The sequence below is a fragment of the Ketobacter sp. GenoA1 genome (assembly GCF_003671475.1).
Classification (GTDB): Bacteria; Pseudomonadota; Gammaproteobacteria; order Pseudomonadales; family Ketobacteraceae; genus Ketobacter.
Genome location: NZ_RCHM01000045.1, coordinates 187,882 through 208,566 on the forward strand (window position 1 = coordinate 187,882; position 20,685 = coordinate 208,566).

The window sequence follows — 20,685 nt, forward strand, 5'->3', positions numbered from 1 at the left end:
AACATACAAATGCAAACTCATTGCCAGGTCCGCCGCCCTCGGCAAACGCGGTCACCGTGGCTGAAAATGCCGCTTCAACCGGGACAAACTGATTACAAAATCACCAAACCCCGAAGCGCTCCTGGCGAAGATTTGCCAGCGGGCTGCTCATCCTTGCCGGAGTGGTTGCCGTTGCTGCCTGGGTCAACCCAGTGCCTGGGTGAACGCCTCGCTGCCGTAGAAATCCGCCATATTAGCCCGCACCCGTGCTTCCAGGAAATTCCACAAGGCCTCCCGCCCCAGGGTGCCCGGCAGAATCTGTTTCAGCTCATTGGCCACGTACTCCTGGGTGTATCCGATCTCATCTACCAGCTGCGCCAGTTTCTTGTCCCCGTTCTCATCCAGAATATGGTTGACGATGGCCGCAATCATGTTGTGCAGATACTCAGCCTTACGCACTTCGCTCCACAGCTCATCACCAATGGCAATGGTGTTGTCGATGTCCTCATCCGTAACGTAGTTCTTGAACTTGGAGAAATCCTTCTCGCTGACGGTTTTCCAGAAATGGTCGGCGATGGTCTTGATGTTGTTTTCCGACAAGGCGTTGTTGAGGATCTTTTCGCTAAGCTCAACAGAGCTGCGCAGGTTACCGGTAATGAACTTTTTGATGGTGCCTTCTGCCGCATTTTCCAGATTGGGCATGGCTCGGTTCAGGCTTTTGGCTCCCGCCTTCATCAGGGCACCCATGCCGGGCACCTTTTTCACCACCACATTTTCCGTAGTGATGTAATCCTTGATGCCGTGATACAGCACGTCTGTAATCAGCTCGCTGTAGATGGGGCTTTCCAGGATCATACGAATCACATCCACCCGGATTTTTTCAAACTGGGCGTAGTGGGCGATGGCTTTGTCGTATTCCGCTTTCGGCACCAGGCTCTGAACCGTGGCACCATCGTTGAATTCCGCCTGAATACCGGTAATCACGCTTTTCACCACGATGGCCCGCAGCTCCTGATTAAAGGGTGCGGTTTCCACCAATCGACAAATGGTTGTGATCAGTAACTCACGATCCAGAATATCGTTCAACGATACGCCGGCACCCCATTCCCAGGCTGCGGCCAATTCGCGGTCGATGCTGGCGGCCAGCCCCTCATCCTGTAAACGGCCCAGCAGAAACTGCACGTGCGCTTCCTGAAGCTTGTTGGCCAGTTCGGTTTGGTCGGTCATAGTTTCCCCTCAAAAACGATTTAATGCTGCTGATTGTTGTTAACGTGTTCGCGCCGGTAACGGGCCGGCGTCATGCCCTCGCAGCGCCGAAAGGCACGGCTGAAATTGGAGGCATCACTATACCCCAATGCCGAGGCAATGGCGTCCACTGACTGCCTGGACCCGGTCAGTAATTGCTTGGCCTGATGCATACGCACCCGATCCAGAATTGACTGAAAGGTGGTGCCTTCCGCCTGCAGCCGGCGCTTGAAAGTACGCGAAGACAGGTGCAGCCGGGAGGCTACTTCGTCCAGTTTGGGGTAGTTCGGTTCCGCTTCTTTCAGTAGCCGATGGACACGGTACAGCAGGTCATCATCCACTTGAATGGTCTGCAGCTCCCGCTGGCATTGCGCTTCGGCCAATTGCCGGGCCAGGGGGTCCGACAAATTGAGCCGGCGTTGCATCAGGCTTTTCTGGAATATCAATTGATTGACGGATTGGTTGAAGTGCACCGGCGCCCGCTGGGGAAACCAGTCTTCCATGGCCTCAAAATACGGTGGTTTGTCGCAGGTTCGCTTGATGCTGACCCCACGGGGTATCTCGCCCAGCAGGTTGATGCTCATGGTACCGAAACTGGCCATCACGGATTCCAGCAGAAACGCGCTGGAGCGGCCCATATTCAGTAACTCATCCACCTGTAGAATAACGCAGCCACCCTGTTCGAAAATCTCCAGGGCGAAGAAATCGAAGCGCGTACGGCAGTATTTCACCGCCAGTTCCAGGGCCTCCCCCAGGGACGCCGCACTCATGGCCGCAAAGCCCAGAAATCCGTGGGTGGACAATTTCAACTGGAATCCAAATTTAAACCCCAACGCGGGATCGGGGCACAGGCGCAACGCGTTTTCGATCAAGGCCCGATACTGGCGCGCCGTGAGCCTGGCTTCCAGGGAACGCAGGGCATCCACGGTGATGTGGGTGCCGGCCAGCAGTTCCGCCAACGGGATACCCTGCTGTACCAGCATTTCCACCAGCAAGGCAGCGTAGACAGCGTTGGCACTGAGCTTGTCCAGTTCGCGCTCCGGCTCGGCAGGCAGCTCCCGGGGGGAATTCGGGTGGGGGTGATGATCCATATGGTGTCCGCTGATGGCCCTAAATGACCAAACCATACCCCGCCGTAATAGGGTATGGCAAGGCCCGCCCTTTACCTAGAAAAATTCGTCCTGCGACTTATCTTCCTGGCGGGGGGCAAATGGATCCACCGACAGATCAAAGGGGGATTGCGACGCGGGGCCATCCTGCTGCGGCTCACCCTCGCCGGGGCGCTGATCGGCACTGGTTTCAGCGGGCGGCTGTTCAGAATCCAGCACGCTGATGACTCCCTTGGCCTCACTGGTTTGCTGATCCGCTTCATCCCCCGACAACAATTCAAAGCCGTCCAGATTTTCAATCCCCGCCTCTTTCAACAACCTGGTGTTGAACTCCGGGTCCTCCGGCAGCGGTTCCTCACCTGACAGATATTTCTCATCCTCAGTACCCTGTTCAATCACGATCTCCACACGCCGGTTGCGGGCCCGGCTTGCGTCATCATCATTGGGCACCATGGGTTTGGTATCGGCGAAACCCTTTACGGTGAATTTAGCCGGCTCCATACCCCCGTCTTTCATCAGTTCATGAGCCACCGAGACCGCCCGCGCCGAAGACAACTCCCAGTTGGAACGAAAACGGGTGGTGGAGATGGGCAGATCATCGGTGTGCCCCTCCACCGAATAAATACCATCGATGTCTTTGATGGCATCGCGGATTTTATCCATGATCGGCACAAAATCCCGGCGCAGGGTGGCGGAACCACTGGGAAACGAACCCTGCTCCTTGACCCGGATGACAATCCTGCGATTACGGGTTTCCACTTCCACGGCCCCGCTCTGGATATCCTGCTTCATCATTGAGGCCACTTCCACCGCGTCCGCCTGGGTCATGGACACCAGCCGTTCCAGAATTTCAGCGGAGTGATCGGAGGCGCTGGTGGACTGATCCTGGGCATCCTCCCGTTGCTCACTTTTACCCGGAGAGCACAGCACTTCCAGGGTGTTGTTCATGGTTTCACTGGTGGACTGGCGCACCTCATTGAGCGGCGTGGGCTGCGGCCGGCCGGGGGAAAACTCCTGGGCAATGATGGAAGTTCCTTTGGGAACCTCCTTCAGCTTGACCTTATCCTGCACCCCGAACGCTTCTTTCATGGAGCCGGCCACCTGCTTGTATTTCTGCACATCCATCTCCGAGAACGCCAGCAGCAGAACAAAGAAACACATCAGCAACGACATCAGATCGGCAAAGGTGGCCAGATAGGCAGGTAGCCCTTTCGGGCATTCAGGGCATTCGCATTCTTCTTCGTCGGCCATGGCGAATCTCCGTTATTCCTCGCCTTCACTGGCGCGCCTGGAGGCGGGCAGATAGGTCTTCAGCAGCCCCTGGATCACCCGCGGGTTCTGACCCGCCTGAATGGCCAACAGAGCATCAATGATCATGGATTGGATTCGGGCTTCTTCTTCAGAACGAAGCGCCACCTTATCCGCCACCGGCAGCGCAAACATATTGGCAATCATGGCACCGTACAAAGTGGTCAGCAGCGCCACCGCCATGGCCGGACCGATGGCCTTGGGATCGTCCATGGCCGACAGCATCTGCACCAGCCCGATCAGTGTACCGATCATGCCCATGGCAGGGGCCGTGTCACCGATGTTGAGGAATATCGCCTTGCCAATGGTATGGCGGGCGATGCCTTCCCGCATGTCCTTGCTGAGGATGCTCTTCACCACTTCAGGATCGTGACCATCCACCAGCAACTGAATGCCCTTTTGCAGAAAATCGTTGGAAACCTCTTTGCCTTCCAGGGACAGCAAACCGCCTTTGCGGGCCACGTCCGCCAGCTCAACCACCTCCACAATGATTTCTTCCGGCGAAGACAGCTTGAACTTGAAGGATTTGCCCATGACCTTCATGGCACCCAGAAACTGGCCCAGGGAATACTTGGCCATTACCGCAAAAATAGTGCCCCCAAATACAATCAACAGGGACGGCACGTTCACGAAAATCAGGACATCGCCGCCGGTAACCATGGCCATCACCACAATCACCAGCGCACCGATTAATCCTATGAGGGTCGCTAGATCCACACCCCTACTCCAAACTGTCTAAAAAACATTCAACACACGTTACTTGAGTGGCCTATACCAGTAAGTCTAGACAGGAATTGGAGAAATTCCGCAAACAGGACGGATTGTGATTTATTGTGGCCGCGCATTGACCTCGCCAGCACGATGGCCGAAACTTGCGCCCTCATCCGGAAAGCATGTATTGCCCCGCAATCAGGAGCCCCCATGGCGAAGAAAAAAACCGCTATCGACTTCGAAAAGTCACTGCAAACCCTGGAACAACTGGTGGAATCCATGGAAGGTGGCGACATGACCCTGGAAAAATCCCTGGAAGCCTTCGAACAGGGCATCAAGCTCACCAAAGAGTGCCAACAGGCATTGCGGGAAGCGCAACAGAAGGTGGACATTCTGCTGCAGCAAAACGGCGACGAGGAATTGACTCCCTTTGCCGAGGACGACGCTGACTAAATGAGCGCGTTTGATCTGCAACAGTACCTTGCCGCTTGCCAACAGCAAGTCAATCAACGCCTGGAATACTGGCTCAAACAACAGAACGGCCTGGCACCTACCCTGGTGGACGCCATGCATTACGCCACCTTCAACGGTGGCAAGCGGATACGCCCGGTGCTGGCCTACGCGGCGGCGACGGCGGTCGGCGGCGACCATCACCAGGCGGACGATGTGGCCGCCGCCCTGGAAATGGTGCACTCCTACTCACTGGTGCACGACGACCTGCCGGCCATGGATAATGACGCCCTGCGGCGGGGCAAACCCACCTGCCACATCGCCTTTGATGAGGCCACCGCCATTCTGGCCGGGGATGCCCTGCAATGCCTGGCGTTTGAAGTGCTGGCGTGCTCACCCATTACGCACAGCGACACAACCCGACTGCGCCTGATTCAGTTACTGGCCACCAACAGCGGCACCCAGGGCATGGCCGGGGGCCAGGCACTGGATCTGGCTGCAGAAGGCGAAACCCTGACCCTGCAGGAACTGGAAACCATCCACCAGCACAAGACCGGCTGCCTGATTCGGGCCAGCGTGGCCATGGGGGCATTGACCTGTCCCGGCGTATCCGACACAGAGCTGTTGGCGCTGGATCGCTACGCCCAGGCCGTGGGCCTCGCCTTCCAGGTCCAGGATGACATCCTGGACGTGATCGGTGAAACAGAGTTACTGGGCAAGCAGCAGGGCGCTGATCAGGCCTTGGCCAAAGCCACCTACCCCAGCATTCTGGGGCTGGAGCAGGCCCGCCAGCTGGCCCGTGATCTCTGCCACAAAGCGGTGGCCGCGCTTACCGACTTCAGCCCACAGGCAGACCCATTGCGCTCGCTGGCGGATTACATTGTTTCCCGTAGCCACTGACGGGCCGGACAGGCAAGAAATTCCCGCTTGGGCGTTATTTTTGCTTCCCAGACTCGTATAATGACGGATTAACCCGATTCCAACCGGATTGGCACACAGGCACCCTGATTGATGTTTACCGAAATCCCGCTCAAACGTCCCAGTACCCCGCTGCTGGACCTGATCGATAACCCGGCCCAACTGCGCCAGCTGGATCAGGAACTGCTGCCGCAACTGGCGCAGGAGCTGCGCCATTACATGATGTACGCGGTGGGCAAGACCGGTGGGCATTTCGGTGCCGGACTGGGGGTGGTTGAGCTGACCATCGCCCTGCATTTCGTGTTCAATACGCCGGAAGACAACCTGGTGTGGGATGTGGGCCACCAGACCTACCCTCACAAGATTCTCACCGAGCGCCGTGATGCCATGCTCAGCCTGCGGCAACGGGGCGGCCTGTCAGGCTTTCCCAAGCGCTCGGAAAGCCCCTACGACACCTTCGGAGTGGGCCACTCCAGCACCTCCATCAGCGCAGCCCTGGGTATGGCCCTGGCCAGCCAGGCCCAGGGCCGCAACAACCATAACGTCGCCATCATCGGAGACGGGGCACTCACCGCCGGCATGGCCTTCGAAGCCATCAACCACGCCAGCCACACCAAAGCCAACATGATTGTGATTCTGAACGACAATGAAATGTCCATTTCAGAAAACGTCGGCGGCCTGTCTAACTACCTGTCCCGGGTCTGGGCCAGCCGCACCTATAATGCGTTGCGCGAAGGCGGTAAAAAAGTGCTGGAGAACATGCCCACTGCCATGGAGTTTGTGCGCCGCACCGAAGAACACATGAAGGGCATGGTCTCACCGGGGACCCTGTTTGAAGAGTTGGGCCTGAATTACATTGGCCCCATTGACGGCCATAATCTGGACAAGCTGGTCACCTATCTGGGTAAGTTGAAAGAAATTCCGGGGCCCCACCTGTTGCACGTCTTTACCCGCAAAGGTTGCGGTTTCTATCCCGCTGAGCAAGACCCGATCGGTTATCATGCCCTGTCCAAAATTGAACCCAAGCCACCGGTTAAAACCGCCGAACCGAAACCCAAACTGCCTAAATACAGTGATATATTCGGGCGCTGGCTGTGCGATATCGCCGAGCAGGACAAACGTCTGGTGGCCATCACACCGGCGATGCGGGAAGGTTCGGGCATGGTGGAGTTTTCCAGGCGTTTTCCGGATCAATATGAAGACGTTGCCATCGCCGAGCAACACGCGGTCACACTGGCCGCGGGCTACGCCTGCGAAGGCCAAAAGCCTGTGGTGGCGATCTATTCCACATTTTTGCAACGGGCCTACGACCAGTTGATCCACGATGTGGCGCTGCAGAATCTGGATGTCACCTTCGGCATCGACCGTGCCGGCCTGGTGGGTGAAGACGGCCCCACCCATGCAGGCGCCTATGATCTGAGTTTCATGCGCTGCATTCCCAACCTGGTCATCATGGCACCGAGCGATGAAAACGAATGCCGCCAGTTACTCTATACCGGCTACCTCTACCCGGGGCCCGCCGCCATCCGGTATCCCCGGGGCACCGGGCCCGGTGTTGCAATCGAAGAAACCATGACCGCACTGCCCATCGGCAAAGGCCGCATTGTACGGGAAGGCAGCGGTGTGGCCATTCTCTCATTTGGAACCGTACTCAGTGCCGGCCTGAAAGCCGCCGAGCACCTGTCCGCCACCCTGGCGGACATGCGCTTTGTCAAACCCATCGATGAAACCCTGATTCTGGACCTGGCCAGCCGCCATGACCTGTTGGTAACGGTTGAAGAAAATACCGTACAGGGTGGTGCCGGTTCCGCAGTATCAGAAGTGCTGGCCAGGAACGGCGTCGTGCTGCCCATATTGAACCTGGGTATTCCGGATTACTATGTGGAACACGGCAAGCCGGCTGAAATGATCGCAGAATGCGGTTTGAACGCCGAGGGAATCGAACAATCCATACGTGAGCGCCTCACCTTACTGGCACAAAGCAAAGTCAATAAAAACGCCGTCTAAAGGCCTTCCAGCAGTTTGGCTGCTTCATTGAAACGCAACTCTTCAATGGCCTCCGTCAGGGACGCCATCGTGTCCGCCGGCACGCGCCTGCTGATTTCAGGTGCAATGCCGGTAAACACTTCCGCCGCATCCATATTGGAACAGTTCAACTTGTCTTTTAAATCATCCAGGGCCGCGCGAAAAGCCGCCCGCCCCATGCTGAGCCCGTTATCAACCTCGGTCTGCGGCCCGGCACTGGTGTGGTAGCTCTGCAGCCATGACCGGGCCACCGTCAGCATATGCTGCAAAGCCTCACCAAAATGCTGCAACAGCCCTTCGTATTCCGCCTCCTGCTGCTGCTTGATAGCCTGCTCCAGAGCCTGGGACGCCTGCATCACCTTATCGCCACCGAAATTACCCATGGTCCCTTTCAAGGTATGAAAATGGCGCGCTGCTTCTTCAATTCTGCCATCCTCAAGCAGCTGGCGGCCTTGCTCCAGGGGCAACAGATCTTCAGTCACAATGCGCTCAATCATATTAATGATGTCCTTCTCCCGGGCCGGCTTGCCACGCACGAATGACATGATCTTTTCCGGGTTAAACACCCCATCCACAACCTGGGGGAAATCCTTCGAGTTCGATTCGGTGGCGGCTGCCGGCACCTGCTGCTGCGGTGCCGCCACCCGCGGGGATACGTAACGGCATACCGTTTCCAGCATCGCAGGTATATCCAGCGGTTTACCTACAAAATCGTTCATACCACTGTCAATGCACTGCTGCCTTTCAAATGCCAGCACACCGGCGGTCATGGCAATGATAGGAAGCGATAGCTTCAGCTCCTCACGAATTTTCCTGGTAGCGGTAAAACCATCCATGACCGGCATCTGCACATCCATCAGCACCGCATCGTATTGGCTGCGCCCCGCACACTCCGACAACATGTCCAGTGCTTCAACACCGTTTGCGGCAACATCCACCTGCGCACCCACCTGTTCGAAGATTCCCTCGATGATCACCTGGTTCGATACGGTGTCTTCCACCAGTAAAAGACGGGCACCATCAAGACGGGGCAAAGGCTTTTCTTCCGGTTTGATTGGCTCCACAGTGCGGTTACTGTAGCGCAGGCAGGCTTCGTTAACACCATCAAGCAGCGTGGATGCCGTCACCGGTTTGGACAGGATAACCACCCGGCTTTCTGTCAGATTATTTCTCATCAAGGCTTCGTGGTTCATACTGCCCATCAGTTTGACCGTCGGGATACCCCGCTCAAGCGTGGTCAGCTGTTCCGCGTGCGGCAGGTTCTGGTTGAACACCAGCACGTCGAAATCGGTATCGGCCCGGGTCAGACGCTGCCGCGCCTGCACCACATCGGCGACGGTTTCACACACCCACCCCAACCGCTCACAGCTGGCCACCAGAGCGCTGGCCGAGGCCGGGCTGGCATCAGCCAGCAGCACGCGCCTGGCAGGCTGAGCCACCGGCACGTCATGCTCCAGGCTGGTATCCACTTCCAGCGCCAATTGACAGCAGAACTCTGAACCAACACCCGGGGTGCTGCGAACATCGATCGTTCCCTGCATTAACTCGATTAACTTCTTACAGATGGTGAGCCCCAATCCGGTACCGCCAAAGCGCCGGGTAATGGAGGTATCGGCCTGGGAAAACGCGCTGAACAAGCGGGCGCGTTGCCCATCATCCATGCCGATCCCACTATCCCTGACACGGATCTGGATGCGGGCCTGATTGGCCTCCAATGACAGCAACGCAAACTGAACCACCACCTCACCCTGTTCGGTAAACTTGATGGCATTCCCCGCCAGATTCACCAGAATCTGCTGAAAACGCATCTCATCGCCGATAAAACCACGGGGCATCTCTGGCGCCACATCAATAATCAACTCCAGGTTTTTATCGGCCGCGTTTCCTGACATGATGGTTGCCAAAGCCTCAATAACATCATCCAGTGCAAACGGCGCGCGACTCAACTCCATTTTGCCCGCTTCAATTTTTGACACGTCCAACACATCATTGAGCAACGTCAGTAATGCTTTACCTGCCGCACTGATCATGCCCACATGATTACTCTGATTCTTATCCAGTGAGGTGTAGCCCAGCAATTGTGACGCACCCAATACTGCGTTGAGTGGTGTACGAATTTCATGGCTCATGTTGGCCAGAAATTCCGTTTTCGCCCGGTTGGCGCTCTCCGCCAGATCACGGGATCGCTGCAGTGCACGTTCGGCTTCCTTCTGCTCGGATATGTCGTATACATTAACGATGGTGTGCACCACCCCGTTGAGCAGTAATGGGCCGTATTCCAACAGTGCCTCAAAGCGCTCGCCATCGGCTCGATTGGCCAGCCATTCCTGCTCACTGTGGGAGCCCTTTACGGGCTTGGATATGGATTGATGATATAAATTGAAGTCAGGCAAATAGAGCGTAATACTGCGCCCCAACATAGTGTGTTCAGTAGCAAACATCTGGTGAGCCCGGCTATTGGCATTCACCACACAGCCTTCGCCATCCAACACCAACATGGCTCCGGGGGCCAGTTCAAACAGGGATTCAAACTCATCCCGCATTTGCTGCGCCAGTTTGATTTGCTGCTCCAGTACACTGTGTGCCGCACGGATTTCCCGTTCGGCGATTTTCTGCTGAATAATGTTACGCGCCACACCCAGGTAACCCGTGATCTTGCCCAGATCATCATAGATTGCGGTCACGGTAAGATTGACCGGAATCCTGCGACCATCCTTACGCAGGTAGGTCCACTCCCGCGATACCGCCACCCCCTGTCGAGCCTGGGCCACAAAGACTTCAAAACCTTCAACCTCATAGCCCAGTTTCAAGGTCAGGCGCTCACCCTCCTCCCGCACCTCCGCGTCATCATGAAACAATGCCGGGGTCTGTTGACCCACTATATCTTCTCGCTTGTAGCCCAAGAGACGTTCCGCGCCGGCACTGAACACCTCAATGAGCCCTTCCTGATTGGTGGCAACAATGGAAAACTCACTGGCCGCCTCAATCACCGCATTGAGTTTGTCCTCGGCGGTTTTAACCGCCCGCTGAGCACGTACCAGTTCGCTCACATCCCAATTCATCCCCACCATGCGTACTGCTGCGCCACTGTTGTCACGAATCACAATACCGGCTGCCTGCAATGAACGATAACTGCCGTCATTGCGCTGAATTCTGAACTGGGTTTTGTATTCCGCCTTGCCGGCCAGGGCATCGTTCAGATTGGTTTCGGCATGCAACACATCATCAGGATGCAGCTTCTCCCGCCACTGGGGTACGGCCAGGGGTTCATCATAGGGGCCAATTTCATACAACTGACGCATGCGGTTATCCCAATAAATCTCACCGCTTTTCACATCCCAATCCCACAGTGCAAGGTCCACCGATTGGGAAGCCAGGTTCAATCGTTCCCCCAGTGTGGTTAATTCGGCTTGTCGGCGCCGAATCTCATCCATGGCCAAACCCAGGATCATCGGGCCAAAGATAACCGCCGCACTGGCCGCCCAGATGCCACGGGGATCATCCTGGGCATTCATCAGGGGGAACGCCCACCAGCCCCAGGCAATGCCGGCCCCCAATACCAGAAATACCAGATTCGCCAACACGGCAACCCGCAACATTCCGTAGGCCAGGGCCACCGCCATTAAGGGTAACGCCAGGTAAGCAAACGGATGCAGCGCAAAGGTCAGAACAATAAAGCTGATGACAAAGAGGCCGCCCAATTGCACCAGCACCGAAGTCAAAACTCCGCTGGTCAGCCGGTTGCTCTGGTCCATATTGAAAAATGCGAGGGAAGGCAGCAATAAGAGCACGGCTCCGATGGTCTCTCCCAACCACCAGTTCATCGCTGCGGTACTCCATTCAACCGGATTGGCCAACCAGACAAGGGTTGCCCCAATCGCGGCGGAAACGGGGGCGGCCAGCAACAAATACCCGGAAAAAATATAGGCGGAATCACGTACCGTAAGTGCTCTGCCGTAGAATGGCCCCAACAGCCCCACCGCGACCATAATGCCGGCCAGCTTGGCAACCGAACAACCCAACGAACAGGGCAGGCCGCTGCCATATAACCAGGCAACTATGACATTGGCGAGGAAGACCACACCATAGAGATAAAGCCGTTGGGAACGGCGGCTGGCCATAACCCAGACGACGGCCACACTGGACGGCAGCCAGACCAGGGCAATACCTTGGGCGTCACTGGCGACCCCATAGGAAAACACCGCCAACAACAGATACAATGCCGCTAGCGATGCGCTGTTCAAAAACGCCCCTGACCGACTAAGGTTCACATAACACCAATTTTAGGGTTGAGATCATGCTCTAATCTATCACTCGATCGCTCACCACCGCCCTGTTACGGCCATTGGCTTTGGCTTTATACAGCGCATCATCCGCATCACTCAGCAAACTGGTTGGCAGGCTGCGGCCATCGGGCACACAACTGGCCAAACCAACACTGATGGAGACGTGTGCGGCCACCTCCGACTGGGCATGAGGCAACTGCAGATCCCGAATACTTTCGCACAGCCAAAGTCCGATTTTTTGCGCTTCGCCAAGTTCTGTGTAGGGCAATATAACGGCAAACTCTTCACCGCCATAGCGTGCCACTGTTTCCCCGGGCCGCCGCAAAGCAGAATGCAGCCCTTTGGCCACCTGCCGCAAACATTCATCACCCTGCTGATGCCCGTAATGGTCGTTATACGCTTTGAAAAAGTCTACATCAATTAACGCCAACCCCAGAGGGCTGCGCTGGCGCTGATGCCGACGCCACTCTTGCGCGTACTGCTGATCAAAATAGCGTCGGTTATAAATTCCGGTCAGCCCATCCTGCTCAACCTGGCGGTGCAGCTCATCCGCCTGCTTTTTTACCAGCAACTGGGTTTTCACCCGTGCCCGAACCAAGGGTGCATTCAACGGCTTGGTAATGAAATCCGCTGCCCCGGCCTCCAGTGCAGCCACCTCGTGATCTACGGAACTGTGGGAGGTCACAATAATAACACTGCAATTGCGGGTAGCCGCATCCGCCTTCAATTGCCGGCACACTTCATAACCATTCATACCGGGCATTTCCACATCCAGCAAAATCAGATCCGGCTTGGTTTTCATGGTCATAGCAATGCCGGACTGTCCTGAGGTGGCAAAAATAACCTGGCCGAAGTCACGGATAATAAGGCTTAATGCTTTGATGCTCTTGGGATTATCATCGATGATCAGTATCACGCTGTCGCTGAGAGCAGGGGCCTGATTCTGGAAGGCTGGTAGGCTATCGGCCTGCGTCATGTAATTCTATCCCTCTAGGCAGGATGGTTCTCATCCGTGGGTACCAGCCTAAGAATAGCAAATACAAACCAAATCGCCGAATTCTATAAGGAACAGAATGTCATCAGGTTAGTCCGGAATCGCACCGGTGCACAGGTCACCCCGCTCAAAATGACCCGTGCACCGGGGATCCAACCCGGTTTAGGCAGCGTCCGTCTGCTCGTCATCCTCCACCGAGGATCGAATCAGGTAGTCGAACGCACCCAGTGAGGCTTTTGCGCCTTCACCCATGGCGATGATGATCTGCTTATAAGGTATTGTGGTGACGTCTCCGGCGGCGAATATGCCCGGTACTGAAGTCTGGCCGTGGGCATCAACAATAATCTCGCCACGGGGTGCCAGTTCGATGGCATCCTTGGCCCAAGCACTGTTGGGCACCAACCCGATCTGGACAAAAATACCCTCCAGCTCAAGTTCGTGCATGCCACCATTGGTGCGATCTTCGTAGGTCAGGCCCACCACCTTATTGCCATCGCCCAGCACTTCTTTGGTGAGGGCCGACACAATCACCGTCACGTTGGACAGGCTGTTCAGTTTCTTTTGCAGCACCGCGTCCGCCCGCAACTTGTTGTCGAATTCGATCAGGGTGACATGGGAAACAATGCCGGCAAGATCAATGGCTGCCTCTACCCCGGAGTTGCCGCCGCCGATAACGGCCACCCGCTTACCCTTGAACAAGGGGCCATCACAGTGGGGGCAGTAGGCCACCCCCTTGCCGCGGTATTCCTGTTCTCCCGGCACGTTCATTTCGCGCCAGCTGGCACCTGTTGCAATCAGCAGGGCCTTGGATTTCAAAGTGGCACCGTTCTCAAGTTGAACACCTTTCTGTGAACCGGTAACCAGGCCAACCGCTTTTTGGTTGGTCATGATATCCACTTCATACTGGCGCACGTGCTCTTCCAGCTGTGCCACCAGTTTCGGGCCCTGGGTTTCCTGCACCGAAATAAAGTTTTCGATTGCCAGGGTATCCATCACCTGACCGCCGAAACGGTCGGCGACGATGCCGGTGCGGATGCCTTTACGGGCGGCATAGATCGCAGCCGAAGCACCTGCCGGACCACCCCCCACGACCAACAGATCATAGGGTTCTTTGTCATTAAGTTCCTGCGCTTGACGTTCGCTGGCCTTGGAGTCCGCTTTATTGAGGATTTCTTCCAGGGTCATGCGGCCGGCGCCAAATTCCTTGCCATTCAGGTAAACCGTGGGGACAGCCATAATCTGACGGCTATCCACTTCGTCCTGGAACAGGGCTCCATCGATCATGGTGTGCTTGACATTGGGGTTCAGCGCCGCCATCAGATTCAGCGCCTGCACCACCACCGGACAGTTGTGGCAGGAAAGGGAGATATAGGTTTCGAACTCGAAATCCCCTTCGAGCAGGGCAATCTGCTCCAGCAATGTTTGATCTTCCTTGGGAGGGTGACCGCCCACGTGCAACAGCGCCAATACCAGTGAGGTAAATTCGTGCCCCATGGGCAACCCTGCGAAACGCACTGAAATGTCTTCACCAGGGCGATTGATACGGAACGACGGCTTGCGTTCTGCGTCGTCACGCACTTCCTTCACGGTGATCTTGTCAGTCAGGGAGGCCACATCCTGCAGTAAAGCCAGCATTTCTCCGGATTTGGCAGAATCATCAAGGGACGCTACCAATTCAATTTTCTGTTTCAAATTGGTGAGGTAGGTTTTCAACTGGTCTTTCAAATTTGCATCTAACATGGGACACACACCTGATTACTGACTACAACGAACGGTTTAATAGTTTGCGATCCCGGAGGGGAGACCAGCTCCCCTTCCGGTATCGCCGCCAGCAAAATCGATCTTAGATTTTGCCGACCAGGTCCAAAGAGGGAGCCAGCGTGGCTTCGCCTTCTTTCCATTTTGCGGGGCATACTTCACCGGGGTGGGCAGCCACGTACTGAGCCGCTTTCACTTTACGCATCAGATCGTCAGCGTCACGGCCGATACCTTCTGCAGTGATTTCCATAGCCTGGATAATGCCGTCCGGATCCACCAGGAAGGTGGCACGATCCGCCAGACCCTGACCTTCGCGCATCACACCAAAGTTATTGGTAATGGTGCCGCTTTGGTCGCCCAGCATGTAGTATTTGATCTTGCCGATGGTTTCGGAAGCATCGTGCCATGCTTTGTGAACGAAGTGGGTGTCGGTGGAAACAGAGTATACTTCCACGCCCAGCTTCTGCAGCTCTTCATAGTGATCAGCTACGTCGCCCAGTTCAGTGGGGCACACAAAGGTAAAGTCGGCAGGATAGAAAAAGAAGATTGCCCACTTGCCTTTAACATCGGTATCGGACACTTCTACAAATTCGCCATCCTTGAATGCCATTGTAGTGAACGGTTTGATTTCTGAATTAATCAGCGCCATGTTTCCTCCTGGTCTAAGGTGTTGTTAAGCTGATGAAGGTATAATAGGGATTTACCGATCATATACAAAATTGATTGTTACTATATGATTGATAAAATTTCCATATCACCATTTATGCCTGACCAATACGTACTCAAATCAGGTAAAGTGGTGGGCCAAGTATAACAATCTGGGGGAGTTTTCATATGAAACCCGTCGTTTTTGGCATCTTTATGACATTACTGGTAGGCGCCGGGCTGGCTTGGTTGTGGCATTCCGAACAAACACCACCACCGCCGCCTGCTCCGGTTGCCGACCAAGAAACATCGCAGCCCCCGGCAGCAAAGGAAGTACACCCCGTGATACGGGATTTACCGTCCACTTCTGCCCTGCCCGACGCTGAATCCGCCGCTGCCCAACCTGCAGGCAACATACCAACTCTGGTGGAGGCACCCGCTGAACTGGATCAAAGCGACCAACAGGTGCTGGCGGCAGTAAAGGATCTTTCCACTTTAGCGGTGCAGTGGCTTACCCCTAAAGAGCAGCTGCGCAAGTGGGTACTGCTGGTGGACAACATGGCCATGGGCAAGGTGCCGGTGAAAAACCGGCCCTTGAGCGTTGCCATCGCGCCATTTGCCGTCACCGGCAGCGAAGCTGAACCCGTACTGGCACAAAGCAATTACGCAAGAACGGAACCACTGGTGGACGCGTTCGTGGCCCTGGACCCGGAGTTGGTAGCCCATTACTACCGGGCCTGGAGCCCTTTGCTGGAGGAGGCGTACAAAGAGTTGGGCCAACCCGGCGCGTTCCACGACCGGATGCTGGCTGCCATCGACCGGGTTTTATCGGTCCGGCCTTTGGCGACAGAAACCATAAAGCTGAAGCAACCCGCGGTGTACTATCGCTATGCCGATCCAGAAAAAGAGGCTGCCACTGACGTGGAAAAACTGTTGTGGCGCATGGGCCCCCGTAACACCGTCCGCATTCAAAGCCAGCTCAGGGAAATCAAGCCGGCTCTGACCACGCCATAAATACCTTACCAGGTATCCACGCACGGGCGTTTTTTGCCATGCCGCGCCCGTGGCCGCGGTGCTGACTGTAAGCCTGCCACAATCCAGTGCCGTGTCTGCGCCGGATCAATAACGTCGTCAAACTCAAAAAAGGTGGCGTTGTTGACGGCTTTTCCCCGCTCAACCATTTCCGCCACCATTTCCTCAAAACGGGCCTGCCGTTGTAGCGGGTCTGCTATGGCGTTCAGTTCCTTGCGAAACCCCAGTTTCACGGCCCCTTCCAATCCCATGGCACCGAATTCCCCGGTGGGCCAGGACAGGGTGAACAACGGTGCCTTCATGGAGCCGCCTGCCATGGTCATGGCGCCCAGGCCATAGGCCTTACGCAACACCACCGTAAAGAAGGGCACGGTCAGACTGGCTGCGGTTACAAACATTCGGGCCGCGTGACGCACCAGCGCCGTTTTTTCCACTTCCGGCCCCACCATGATTCCCGGTGTGTCACACAGGAACAATAAAGGAATATCAAATGCATCGCACATCTGCATAAAGCGGGACGCTTTGTCGGCGCCGTCGGCGTCCACAGCACCCGCCAGATACTCCGGATTATTGGCAATGACACCCACCGCACGCCCTTCAATCCGGGCCAATGCGGTGACCATTCCCTTTCCGAACCCGGATCTCAGTTCCAACACCGAATCAATATCACATAACCCGTCCATAACCGCCCGCACACTGTAAACCCGCAGGCGGTTTTCAGGAATAAGTGTCCTCAGCAGGCGCTGGTCCGGAGCCTGCCATTGCGACAGGTCACCCTGAAAGTAGGAAAGGTAGCGTTTCGCCGTGGCGGTGGCGGCCTGCTCATCCTCCACCACAATATCCACCACACCATTGCCGGCCTGAACCGAAACCGGGCCCACCTCTTCCGGCCGATACACACCCAGGCCGCCGCCTTCGATCATGGCAGGGCCCCCCATACCGATATTGGCGTTGCGGGTTGCGATGACCACATCGCAGCAGCCCAGCAACGCGGCATTACCGGCAAAGTTACGGCCACTGGCTATGCCCACCAGGGGCACCAACGCCGACAGTCGAGCAAAATACAGAAAGGCAAGGCAGTCCAGTCCGGCAGAAGACCCCAAACCATCGGTATCACCCGGACGGCCACCGCCCCCCTCACTGAACAACACCACCGGCACCTGCATGCGTTCCGCCAGTTCGAACATGCGGTCTTTCTTGTGATGGTTTTGAATGCCCTGGGTGCCCGCCAGCACGGTGTAATCGTAAGTCATTACCACACAACGGGCGGCATCATCACCGAACAGCTCACTGTTGATGCATCCCAACCCCGTGACCATGCCATCACCGGGTGTGTTCTCCATCAAATCCTGCAGCGTACGACGTCGCCGCTGAGCGGCAATCACCAGTGGGCCGTATTCAACGAATGAGCCGTCATCGCATAAATCGGCAATGTTTTCGCGGGCTGTACGTTGCCTCTTGCCATGACGCCGGGCAACAGCGTCCGGCCTGTTCTCATCCAGCCCGTATGCGTGACGGTCAATGCATTCCTGCAAGTCGGGGCGAATGGCATCCGGATCCAGTACCTCATCCTGCTGCGCTGATTGCCCCTGCTGATCGCTCAACTGGAACACCAGCAAGGGTTGCCCTTCCATTACCCCATCACCGTCCGCCACCAGAAAGGATTCCACATAACCGGTACCGGGTGCTTCAATGACATGCTCCATCTTCATGGCATCCATGATCAACAGGGCTTCACCCTTATTCACCTGCCGGCCACATTCAACACTGATAGCAACAACGGAGCCCTGCATGGGGGCCGCGATGCTGTTGTCGGTCAACACCCACTGCGGGCCTGACTCATCCGCTCCGGCGTCGCGCGCCGGCAGCAGACTTTCTTCGGGTTGGGTTAATTCCGCCATGTGAGCATCGATAAAGCCCGTATCCACCGCGCCATTCAATACATCCGGGTGGCAGGCCAGATTGCGCAATACCGACAGATTGGATGCCAATCCGCCGATCCTGAATTCCTGCAGCGCCTGGGACAGCTTACGCAGGGCGGCGGAGTGATCCGGCCGCGCACTGTGCACAATGAGTTTGGCCACCATGGAATCGTAGCGGGGGCTGGTCTGGTAACCACTGTACACATAACTGTCCACGCGCACACCGTGTCCACCCGGTACATCCCACGACGTAATCCTGCCGGCGGCGGGTTTTACCTCACCATCGGCCTGCAAAGCCTCCAGATTGATGCGCGCCTGCACCGCAAAACCGGAGGGTGACAGGCCATCCACGTGCAACTCAGCCAGCGGAGCAGCAAAGGCCACCGCCAGCTGCAACGCCACCAGATCCAGACCCAGAATGGTTTCAGTAACAGTATGCTCCACCTGAATACGGGGATTGGCCTCGATAAAAACAAACCGGCTATCACCGGCTTGTTCAAATACCAGAAACTCAAAGGTACCCAAACCGCGGTAGCCAACACGCTGCGCCATGGCCAATGCGGCCTCAAATAACCCGTGCTTAAGCGTAGGGGAAAGATGACAACTGGGTGCCATCTCGATGACTTTCTGGTGGCGTCGCTGCAATGAGCATTCACGTTCATACAGATGCACACAGTCACTACCGTCACCCAGCACCTGAACCTCGATGTGGCGCGCCGCCGGGGCCCACTGCTCAACATATACCGAACCATCGCCGAACGCGCTTTCAGCTTCCGACTGACAGCGGGCGTAGGCTGCAGCCAGTTGCGCACTGTCTCTGACCACCCGCAACCCACGGCCACCACCACCAGCAATGGCTTTGATGGCCATCGCGCTGCCGGCCGGCAACTGAGCGAAAAACGCCTCTGCCTGCTGCAGCGAAACCGAGTGATCCATTCCCTGCAGCACCGGCACCCCACACTCTGCCGCCAGCGCCCGCGCTCGGGCCTTATCGCCAAACAGCGCCAGCGTGTCTGCGTCCGGCCCCACAAACACCAGACCAGCCTGTTCGCAGGCACGGGCAAAATCGCTGTTTTCACTCAGAAAGCCGTAACCCGGATGCACACCATCGCACTGATGCTGCCGGGCGATGGCGATCATCTGCGCCTGATCCAGATAAGCGGAGGCACCGGACCCACTCAAGGGTACGGCAATATCGGCTTTCAATGCATGCAGGGACAGGGAATCGTCTTCAGCGTACACCGCCACGGAGCGCCACCCCAGTTCAGACAAGGTACGAATTATACGGACGGCGATTTCGCCCCGATTGGCAACCAGAATGGTTTTTGCGGTGTGACTCATCAGCGACTCCCAAGTCAAAACTGGAAGCCGCTATTAAATCAGAATTTCTTCTCCAACATCAAAACGCTGTTGTGTTCCTGGATCTTTACATACTCCAAATAGGACATTCCAAGTAGCACTTCCTGTGGATAGGCGCCTTCAATGACAACGGCCCTGACGTTTGGCACATTGATTTCACCCACCTTCACCGCGTTCAGCGTCACCACCCAAGTGGAAACCACTCCGCTGGCGGTAACCGCCCGGGATTCCTGCCCGTCCATTTTATAGAGTAACCCCAGATTACGGGCCTGTATTTCATTCATGGCGACGGTGTTGGCGCCGGTATCCACCAGAAAATGGACCGGTTGACCGTTGATGCTGCCATTGACCTTATATTGATTGTTATCGTTCTTGCGAATGACCACTTGCGTGACGTCTGCTTGCTGGTAGGTGCCCCCCATAGCCATGTGCAGTGCCAGCTCATGCCGCTGGCCATCGATCTCGACGATGGCGCGGTGTGCGTTGGCATCCACCAGCGTCACCCCGCTACTGTGGGAGCGCCCTTTCTTCAGCATCACCTGCTGGCCATCAATCTTGAGTACCGCAGCGCCCTTGAACAGCCCTTCAACGCGCACCTCAGGGGCGGCGGTCAAGTGCGCCGCTGCCCCCCACATCAATCCTGCCAGTAACCATTTTCCAATCGCCATGTTGCAATCCTGCCTTACTGCTCATTTTCAGACTGGCGTCGCCTGCATTCAGGTCAATGCCACCTGCCCCGCGCATCATTCTATTATTCTATGCACGGCTGGTCTGTAACGGTACGTAGTAGGAGCATCCGTTTTTTGTTGTCCTGTACCTTAACCAATACGGTTGCAACCAGGCTCCTGACTGCACCCCCAGGCTACACCAAGCCAGAAAATGTAGAGAAATTCTGTGAGAAATTTCAAACCTTGCACACAATCCTACTTTAGTAGGTTGACTGG

14 protein-coding genes are annotated in these 20,685 nt (G+C 56.2%); 4 read left to right on the plus strand and 10 right to left on the minus strand.

The window, feature by feature from the left end; all coding sequences use genetic code 11:
- Positions 1-183: 183 nt before the first annotated feature.
- The 4 genes from D9N13_RS21380 to pomA form a co-directional block, all read right to left on the minus strand.
- Positions 184-1,206: a hypothetical protein gene (locus D9N13_RS21380; RefSeq protein ID WP_290594004.1), complete on the minus strand. Its 1,023-nt coding sequence runs from the start codon at positions 1,204-1,206 to the stop codon at positions 184-186.
- A gap of 20 nt (positions 1,207-1,226) precedes the next feature.
- Positions 1,227-2,315 carry an AraC family transcriptional regulator gene (locus D9N13_RS21385; protein ID WP_290594005.1) on the minus strand — a complete coding sequence of 363 codons (1,089 nt, stop codon included), beginning with the start codon at positions 2,313-2,315 and terminating at the stop codon, positions 1,227-1,229.
- Between the two features lie 75 nt (positions 2,316-2,390).
- Positions 2,391-3,584 (minus strand): flagellar motor protein MotB, encoded by a 1,194-nt coding sequence (locus D9N13_RS21390; protein ID WP_290594006.1) that lies wholly within the window; start codon positions 3,582-3,584, stop codon positions 2,391-2,393.
- A gap of 12 nt (positions 3,585-3,596) precedes the next feature.
- Entirely contained in the window at positions 3,597-4,358 is a 762-nt protein-coding gene (gene pomA / locus D9N13_RS21395) for a flagellar motor protein PomA (protein WP_290594007.1), read from the minus strand.
- A gap of 204 nt (positions 4,359-4,562) precedes the next feature.
- Here pomA and D9N13_RS21400 point away from each other — a divergent pair, with 204 nt between their 5' ends.
- From D9N13_RS21400 to dxs, 3 genes are all read left to right on the plus strand, one after another.
- Positions 4,563-4,805 (plus strand): exodeoxyribonuclease VII small subunit, encoded by a 243-nt coding sequence (locus D9N13_RS21400; RefSeq protein WP_290594008.1) that lies wholly within the window; start codon positions 4,563-4,565, stop codon positions 4,803-4,805.
- Positions 4,806-5,702, plus strand: a complete 897-nt coding sequence (gene ispA, locus D9N13_RS21405) for a (2E,6E)-farnesyl diphosphate synthase (RefSeq protein WP_290594009.1) — start codon at positions 4,806-4,808, stop codon at positions 5,700-5,702.
- 111 nt (positions 5,703-5,813) lie between these two features.
- Positions 5,814-7,727: a 1-deoxy-D-xylulose-5-phosphate synthase gene (gene dxs, locus D9N13_RS21410; protein ID WP_290594010.1), complete on the plus strand. Its 1,914-nt coding sequence runs from the start codon at positions 5,814-5,816 to the stop codon at positions 7,725-7,727.
- On the opposite strand, the gene D9N13_RS21415 is transcribed toward dxs, so the two are convergent.
- The 4 genes from D9N13_RS21415 to ahpC all read right to left on the minus strand — a co-directional run bounded on the left by D9N13_RS21415 (position 7,724) and on the right by ahpC (position 15,432).
- Entirely contained in the window at positions 7,724-11,989 is a 4,266-nt protein-coding gene (locus tag D9N13_RS21415) for a PAS domain S-box protein (RefSeq protein WP_290594011.1), read from the minus strand. The two genes, dxs and D9N13_RS21415, sit on opposite strands and share 4 nt — an antisense overlap.
- 58 nt (positions 11,990-12,047) lie before the next feature.
- Positions 12,048-13,007: a diguanylate cyclase domain-containing protein gene (locus D9N13_RS21420; RefSeq protein ID WP_290594012.1), complete on the minus strand. Its 960-nt coding sequence runs from the start codon at positions 13,005-13,007 to the stop codon at positions 12,048-12,050.
- A gap of 180 nt (positions 13,008-13,187) precedes the next feature.
- On the minus strand, positions 13,188-14,765 hold the full coding sequence (gene ahpF, locus D9N13_RS21425) for an alkyl hydroperoxide reductase subunit F (RefSeq protein WP_290594013.1): 1,578 nt from the start codon (positions 14,763-14,765) through the stop codon (positions 13,188-13,190).
- 103 nt (positions 14,766-14,868) lie between these two features.
- Complete coding sequence (gene ahpC / locus D9N13_RS21430; protein ID WP_290594014.1) at positions 14,869-15,432, minus strand: alkyl hydroperoxide reductase subunit C; 564 nt, start codon at positions 15,430-15,432, stop codon at positions 14,869-14,871.
- 185 nt (positions 15,433-15,617) lie between these two features.
- On the opposite strand from ahpC, the gene D9N13_RS21435 reads away from it, so the two are divergent.
- Entirely contained in the window at positions 15,618-16,442 is an 825-nt protein-coding gene (locus tag D9N13_RS21435) for a DUF3014 domain-containing protein (RefSeq protein WP_290594015.1), read from the plus strand.
- A 5-nt stretch (positions 16,443-16,447) separates the two neighbouring features.
- Here D9N13_RS21435 and D9N13_RS21440 read toward each other — a convergent pair whose 3' ends face one another.
- Both D9N13_RS21440 and D9N13_RS21445 read right to left on the minus strand, forming a co-directional pair.
- Positions 16,448-19,723 carry a carboxyl transferase domain-containing protein gene (locus tag D9N13_RS21440; protein ID WP_290594016.1) on the minus strand — a complete coding sequence of 1,092 codons (3,276 nt, stop codon included), beginning with the start codon at positions 19,721-19,723 and terminating at the stop codon, positions 16,448-16,450.
- A gap of 38 nt (positions 19,724-19,761) precedes the next feature.
- Positions 19,762-20,409 carry a TIGR02281 family clan AA aspartic protease gene (locus D9N13_RS21445; protein ID WP_290594017.1) on the minus strand — a complete coding sequence of 216 codons (648 nt, stop codon included), beginning with the start codon at positions 20,407-20,409 and terminating at the stop codon, positions 19,762-19,764.
- Positions 20,410-20,685: the final 276 nt, after the last annotated feature.

Bases quoted from the DNA above. Each gene is read 5' to 3' on its own strand.
- D9N13_RS21380 (WP_290594004.1), bottom strand. From the start codon at position 1,206: ATGACCGACCAAACCGAACTGGCCAACAAGCTTCAGGAAGCGCACGTG.
- D9N13_RS21385 (WP_290594005.1), bottom strand. From the start codon at position 2,315: ATGGATCATCACCCCCACCCGAATTCCCCCCGGGAGCTGCCTGCCGAG.
- D9N13_RS21390 (WP_290594006.1), bottom strand. From the start codon at position 3,584: ATGGCCGACGAAGAAGAATGCGAATGCCCTGAATGCCCGAAAGGGCTA.
- D9N13_RS21400 (WP_290594008.1), top strand. From the start codon at position 4,563: ATGGCGAAGAAAAAAACCGCTATCGACTTCGAAAAGTCACTGCAAACC.
- ispA (WP_290594009.1), top strand. From the start codon at position 4,806: ATGAGCGCGTTTGATCTGCAACAGTACCTTGCCGCTTGCCAACAGCAA.
- dxs (WP_290594010.1), top strand. From the start codon at position 5,814: ATGTTTACCGAAATCCCGCTCAAACGTCCCAGTACCCCGCTGCTGGAC.
- D9N13_RS21420 (WP_290594012.1), bottom strand. From the start codon at position 13,007: ATGACGCAGGCCGATAGCCTACCAGCCTTCCAGAATCAGGCCCCTGCT.
- ahpF (WP_290594013.1), bottom strand. From the start codon at position 14,765: ATGTTAGATGCAAATTTGAAAGACCAGTTGAAAACCTACCTCACCAAT.
- ahpC (WP_290594014.1), bottom strand. From the start codon at position 15,432: ATGGCGCTGATTAATTCAGAAATCAAACCGTTCACTACAATGGCATTC.
- D9N13_RS21435 (WP_290594015.1), top strand. From the start codon at position 15,618: ATGAAACCCGTCGTTTTTGGCATCTTTATGACATTACTGGTAGGCGCC.
- D9N13_RS21440 (WP_290594016.1), bottom strand. From the start codon at position 19,723: ATGAGTCACACCGCAAAAACCATTCTGGTTGCCAATCGGGGCGAAATC.
- D9N13_RS21445 (WP_290594017.1), bottom strand. From the start codon at position 20,409: ATGGCGATTGGAAAATGGTTACTGGCAGGATTGATGTGGGGGGCAGCG.